This window comes from Nocardia sp. NPDC004722, from assembly GCF_053601505.1.
Map to the genome: position 1 here is coordinate 1 of NZ_JBSGBY010000656.1, position 4,494 is coordinate 4,494.

At 68.6% G+C, this 4,494-nt stretch carries 5 protein-coding genes and 1 pseudogene; 4 read left to right on the forward strand and 2 right to left on the reverse strand.

Translation table 11 applies throughout. The annotated features are described in order from the left end of the window. Positions 1-522: pseudogene (locus tag ACWELQ_RS39075) on the reverse strand (non-ribosomal peptide synthetase); the annotation flags it as partial. A gap of 177 nt (positions 523-699) precedes the next feature. On the opposite strand from ACWELQ_RS39075, the gene ACWELQ_RS39080 reads away from it, so the two are divergent. From ACWELQ_RS39080 to ACWELQ_RS39090, 3 genes are all read left to right on the forward strand, one after another. Further along, on the forward strand, positions 700-1,704 hold the full coding sequence (locus tag ACWELQ_RS39080) for an ABC transporter substrate-binding protein (RefSeq protein WP_452402042.1): 1,005 nt from the start codon (positions 700-702) through the stop codon (positions 1,702-1,704). Between the two features lie 155 nt (positions 1,705-1,859). Then, a complete protein-coding gene (locus ACWELQ_RS39085) occupies positions 1,860-2,462 on the forward strand; it encodes a Uma2 family endonuclease (protein WP_452402043.1) in 603 nt (200 codons plus the stop codon). Positions 2,463-2,496: 34 nt separating this feature from the next. After that, the gene (locus ACWELQ_RS39090) at positions 2,497-2,832 is read left to right on the forward strand and encodes an MmcQ/YjbR family DNA-binding protein (RefSeq protein ID WP_452402044.1); all 336 of its coding nucleotides are present in this window, start codon (positions 2,497-2,499) and stop codon (positions 2,830-2,832) included. A 17-nt stretch (positions 2,833-2,849) separates the two neighbouring features. Here the strand turns inward: ACWELQ_RS39090 and ACWELQ_RS39095 are convergent, their stop codons facing one another. After that, positions 2,850-3,191, reverse strand: a complete 342-nt coding sequence (locus ACWELQ_RS39095) for a cupin domain-containing protein (RefSeq protein ID WP_452402045.1) — start codon at positions 3,189-3,191, stop codon at positions 2,850-2,852. 64 nt (positions 3,192-3,255) lie between these two features. Here ACWELQ_RS39095 and ACWELQ_RS39100 point away from each other — a divergent pair. Further along, on the forward strand, positions 3,256-4,494 hold a 1,239-nt coding region (locus tag ACWELQ_RS39100; protein ID WP_452402046.1), incomplete at its 3' end, for an aminotransferase-like domain-containing protein.

Genomic DNA, 4,494 nt, shown 5'->3' on the forward strand with positions numbered 1-4,494 from the left:
CTGGGCGGCGGTGGCCAGCACCAGGGTCGCGCCGTCGGCGAGCACGGCCAGCAGTTCGACCGCGGCGTCGGTGGTGTCCCAGCGGGTGGCGAGCAGGCGCACATCCGGTGAGCCGTAGGCCTTGTCGATGGAGCAGTCGCGCCGGTCGGCGGCCACGGCCCGGCGATCGTCGGCGGCCGCGGCCACCGCGACCGGCTTCAGGCCGGTGCCCTGCGGACCCAAATCGGCCAGCACCGCGCCGAATTCGGCGGCCGCGGCGATATCGCACAGCAGCCGGGCCAGATCGTCGAGGGTCGGGCCCGCGGTTCCGGTGACACCGCCGTCGAGGCGTTCGTAGAGTTCGGCGTAGGTGAGGATGTGGTCGCCGCAGCGCACCGCGGTGCGCAAGGCGGGCACGCGCCGGCCGCAGTCGATCAGCATCGGCACCGACGGCACGTCGTACAGTTCGACGCCGTTGGCCCATTCGTCCACGAGCCGGTGATGCTCGACGGCGGACAACATCTCCGGCACCGCACGCTCCATCGTTCCAAACCCCCGGGTTCTAACTTATCCAACCCTAACCTAACCGATCGAGAGCACGGTAGGCCACCCCGATCGGGATCGAATCGGCGACAACGCTCACCGATTGTCAAGAAAATTAGGCTAGGCTCACCTACCGCTCGGCCGTGTGGGCGGGCATCGGCAGACAGGAGAGTCACGATGAAGTCGGCGTTCTCGATGCCCGGACCGGCACGCGGCAGGCGATCGATCGCGGTGCGGACGGCTCTGGCGGCGCTCGCGGGGGTGCTCGCGTTCGGGCTGACGGCCTGCGGATCCTCCGGCGACGACGCCTCCGGCGGCGGCGAACCGGTCACCATCACCCACGCCCTCGGCCAGACCACCGTCAACGGCACCCCCAAACGCGTCGTGGCGCTCGGCAACCAGTGGCTCGACACCGCGCAAGCCCTCGGCGTCACCCCGGTCGGCTACATCGACAACATCGCGGTCCTGAGCAAGGGCGCGCCGCCCTGGGAGCCCGCCGCGCTGTCGCAGTCCAAGGCGCTGCAGACCACCGGCAACCTCGCCGAACAGGTCGCGGCCCTGAATCCCGATCTGATCCTGGCCGACTCGTTCATCGCCGACGCCAAGACCTACGGCGACCTGTCGAAGGTCGCGCCCACCCTGCCCGGCCTCGGCAAGGAGGCCATCACCCCCTGGGCCGACCAGGTCCGCGCCCTCGGCCAGGTGCTGCACAAGACCCCCGACGCCGACAAGCTCATCGCCGACCTCAATGCCCGCATCGACGGCATCTCCCAACGCAATCCGGGCCTGAAGGGCAAGACCTTCACCAGCTCCTGGCTCGCGGGTCCCACCCAGCTCATGGTCCTGACGGCCCCCGACGACGGCTCCACCCGCCTGTTCACCCAACTCGGCATGACCATCCCCGCCAACCTGGTCGCCCAGGGCGGCAACGCCGGCCGCCTCGCCCTCTCCCCCGAACGCCTCGACGAACTGACCTCCGACCTCCTCCTCGCTGGCTACTCACCCGGCATGGACGAAAAGTACCGAGCCCTCCCCGGATACAACGACCTCCCCGCCGTCAAAAAGAACGCCGTAGTCTTCCTCACCGTCCAAGAAATCAGCGCCATCAACCAACCCACCCCCTTGGCCCTCCCCTACCTCCTCGACAAACTCACCCCCGCCTTCACCAACGCCGCCAAATAGCCGCTGACACTCCAACGATGGTGGTCCCGGGCTCTACCGGCATATCCTGACCCAGTCTCGTATTTACGTTCATCGAGCGTATTTACGTTCGTCGGGCGTATTTACGTTCGTCGGGCGTTGAAACCGCCGGTGGCCGACCGCATCGAGGAGGAGCTGTGAGCGCTGCGCTCGATTCCGATCCGACGTTCGGCCATGGCCCCTACACTCCGGATGATCTGCACAACAGCCCGGAAGAGGGTAAAGGCTACGAGCTGTGGAACGGATGGCTGATCGAGAAGATGTCGCCGTCGGGGCGTCACAATCGAATGGGTCGGGGACTGCGGCAGCTCTTTACGGACGCGGCGCAGCGTGCCGCCGTCGACGCATTCGTCGACGGCGGTGAGTACGAGTTTCGGTTCCCCACCGGTATCCGCAAGCCGGACGTCTTCATCCTCGATGCCGCCGCCGAACGGGCGGCGGTCGAGGCCGACGAGATCTTTCTCGATCCTGCGGACCTCTTCCTGGTCGCCGAGGTCGTCTCGCGCCGCAGCGGCAGCGAGGCCCATGACCGCAAGATCAAGCGGGATGAGTATGCGGCCGCTGGTATTCCGCACTACTGGATCGTGGATTTCCGTCCCGCCCCGCGGATCGAGGCCCTCGACCTCGTGAAGGGCGGCTACGGCAACAGTCGGATCGTCACCGGCGATGAACTTCTCGTCGTGGACCAGCCCTTCGAAATCTCCGTGACGCCGAACACCCTTTTCGACCTCGGTCGCTGACCGGGCTGTCGGCGGGTCCTGGCAACATCGGGGTATGACGGTGAGCGGGGATGAGGTTCGGGCGGTGGCGCTTTCGCTGGCGCGCACCAAAGAGGGGTTCGAGTGGGAGATGCCCACGTTCCGGGTGGCGGGGAAGCTGTTTCTGACGCTGCCGGAGGGCGAGACCTCGATGGCCGTGCGCTGCCCGATCGCGGATCGGGACGAGTTGGTGCAGGCCGAGCCGGACAAGTTCTGGATCGCGTCGCACGAGGTGATGAACGCCTGGGTGCGAGTGCGGCTCGCGGCACTGGACGATGCCGAGGAGCTGGAGGCGATCATCACCGACTCCTGGCGGCAGGCCGCGCCGCGCGAATTGGTCGACCCGGCCTGACGAACCGTGGATGGTAATCAACTGCCGTACTGGGTGGTTTCGGGGCGTTCGATGAGGATCACGTGGGCGGGGGAGTCGGCGACTGGGCGGTGGCGGAGGCCGCGGGGGACGGTGAAAAGGTCGCCGGGGGTGAGGGTTACGGGGGTGCGGCCCTCCAGGTCGAGGCGGAAGGTGCCGTCCCAGCAGAGGAAGAGTTCGTCCTCGTCGTGGTGGTGCCAGGGGAATTCGCCGTGGATTTGGGCGACGCGGACGACGGAGTCGTTGACGCGGGCCAGTTCTCGTTGCTGGAAGGGGCCGGGGAGGGTGGCGATGGTGGCGGGGATCGAGGTGGCGGGGGTGGAGGGAGCTGTTTCGGTCATGGGGACCATCGTCGGCGGATCGCGGTGGTGAAGGCAGGGCCAATGCGGCAGGATTGGTTCCGTTATGGATCCAATCGAGGTGACCGAACGGCTGGGGCGCTGGTCGTCGGGGCGCGGGCCGCTGTATGTGCTGCTGGCGGGGCGATTGCGGCAGCTGATCGAGGATGGCGAGCTGGCTGCCGGAGCGCTGCTGCCGCCGGATCGGGTGTTCGCGAAACAGCTGGCGGTGGGCCGGAATACGGTCATCGCCGCCTATGACCTGCTGGCCGCCGAAGGGCGCATCGAACGGCGGCGGGGGAGCGGTACCCGGGTGAGCGGCGCGGTCGCCGGGCCCGCCACCGATACCACCAGCGCACCCATGTTCCTGAATCTGTTGGAGCCGCAGCCGGATCTGATCTCCCTGGCCTGTGCCGCCCCGGAAGCACCGCCCGCGATCGTCACCGACGCCTACGCCGAGATGGTGCCGATGCTCGCGGCCATGACCGCCGAGATCGGTTACCACCCCGCGGGTTACGCGCCGCTGCGAGCGGCGATCGCGGACCGCTACACCCGGCTGGGCGCGCCCACCCGGCCCGAACAGATCCTCGTCACCAACGGCGGTCAGCAGGCCCTGTCGCTGCTGGCCCGCGCCTTCGTGCGGCCCGGGGATCGAGTACTGGTCGAAACACCCACGTACCCGGGCGCATTGGAGGCTTTCCACGAGGAAGCCGCGGTGCTCACCACCCTCCCGATCGGCTTCCCCGGATTCGAGGCGGCGGTGCGGACGCGCCGACCGGTCCTGGCGTACCTGACTCCGACCTTCCAGAACCCCACCGGCGCGGTGCTTTCCGGACTGCGCCGTCGCCGGATCGCGAATATCGCGGCGGCACAAGATGTTCCATTGATCGCCGACGAGATCACCGCCGACCTCGGCTTCCCCGGAGCCTCGACCCCACCGCCCCTGGCCGCCGACGCCGACGCCGTGATCTCGATCGGCTCGCTGAGCAAGAACCTGTGGGGCGGACTGCGAGTCGGCTGGATTCGGGCCGCCGAGCCGGTGATCGCCCGCCTCACCAGGCTGCGCGCCGTCCACGACCTGGGCGGGAATCTGCCCGCCCAACTGGTCGCGACGGCCCTGGTACCCGCCATAGACACCACCGCCCCGGACCGCGCCACCCGCCTGCGGGCCGGTCACGACCTGCTGCGCACGAAACTCGCGGCGGCACTACCGGATTGGGACGTTCCGCCGGTCACCGGCGGCCAGACCCTCTGGGTGCGACTGCCCCACGGCGACGGCACCTCGTTCGCGCAGACCGCCCTGCGG

Excerpts from the sequence above, each read along its gene's own strand:
- ACWELQ_RS39090 (WP_452402044.1), top strand. The coding sequence starts at position 2,497 with ATGACGGTGAGCGGGGATGAGGTTCGGGCGGTGGCGCTTTCGCTGGCG.
- ACWELQ_RS39080 (WP_452402042.1), top strand. The coding sequence starts at position 700 with ATGAAGTCGGCGTTCTCGATGCCCGGACCGGCACGCGGCAGGCGATCG.
- ACWELQ_RS39095 (WP_452402045.1), bottom strand. The coding sequence starts at position 3,191 with ATGACCGAAACAGCTCCCTCCACCCCCGCCACCTCGATCCCCGCCACC.